Consider the following 235-nt stretch of genomic DNA (forward strand, 5'->3'; position numbering starts at 1 on the left):
TCTTCGGCGACGGCAGTGAGCGTGAGCAGCGGGTCGAAGCCGTCATTGGGGTAGATCATGGTGGTGCCGTGGGTGATGCAGGCCAGGTTACCCATCACCATGCCGAAGCAATGATAAAGCGGCACCGGGATCACCAGGCGGTCCTGCGCAGTGAGGCCAAGGCTTTGCCCAACCATGTAGCCGTTATTGAGGATGTTGCGGTGGCTGAGGGTGGCGCCCTTCGGAAAGCCGGTGG

1 protein-coding gene is annotated in these 235 nt (G+C 61.7%); it reads right to left on the reverse strand.

What is annotated here, in order from left to right; genetic code table 11:
* The coding region (locus AC0L3B_RS40355) for an AMP-binding protein (RefSeq protein ID WP_473383669.1) at nucleotides 1-235 on the reverse strand (235 nt) is incomplete at both ends.

Source organism: Bradyrhizobium sp. Kon56 (assembly GCF_055807635.1).